Genomic DNA, 349 nt, shown 5'->3' on the forward strand with positions numbered 1-349 from the left:
GTATTTTGTTTCTGTCTAAACAACTAAATCTTTTCATAGCCATGGCTGAAGAAAAAAGCTATAAAAAAGCTGCGGAAAGGCTTTTTATTACAGTTCCGCCTGTTTTTAAAATGTTGAAAGAAATAGAATCATGGGCAGGGTGTAAACTATTTGAAAATTTAAACGGAGTGTTTTTAATAACTAGGGAAGGTCAGGAGTTATACAATGCTTTACTTCCTGTTTATAGAGAGCTGCAAAATGTTAAAATAAAGCAAACCAATAAAACAAAAGTCATATCACTAACATCGGATTCTCCTGATTCGGAGATAGTAACAGATCTCTCACTCCATTTATTGAGAGACAAAATAAC

1 protein-coding gene is annotated in these 349 nt (G+C 33.0%); it reads left to right on the forward strand.

All coding sequences use genetic code 11. The features are described 5' to 3' along the window. Window positions 1-41: 41 nt before the first annotated feature. Window positions 42-349 (forward strand): LysR family transcriptional regulator (locus tag V2A85_RS24630; RefSeq protein ID WP_420072682.1); only part of this gene is annotated, 308 nt, incomplete at its 3' end.

This window comes from Yersinia sp. 1252 StPb PI (genome assembly GCF_048593885.1).
Lineage (GTDB): Bacteria > Pseudomonadota > Gammaproteobacteria > Enterobacterales > Enterobacteriaceae > Yersinia > Yersinia enterocolitica_E.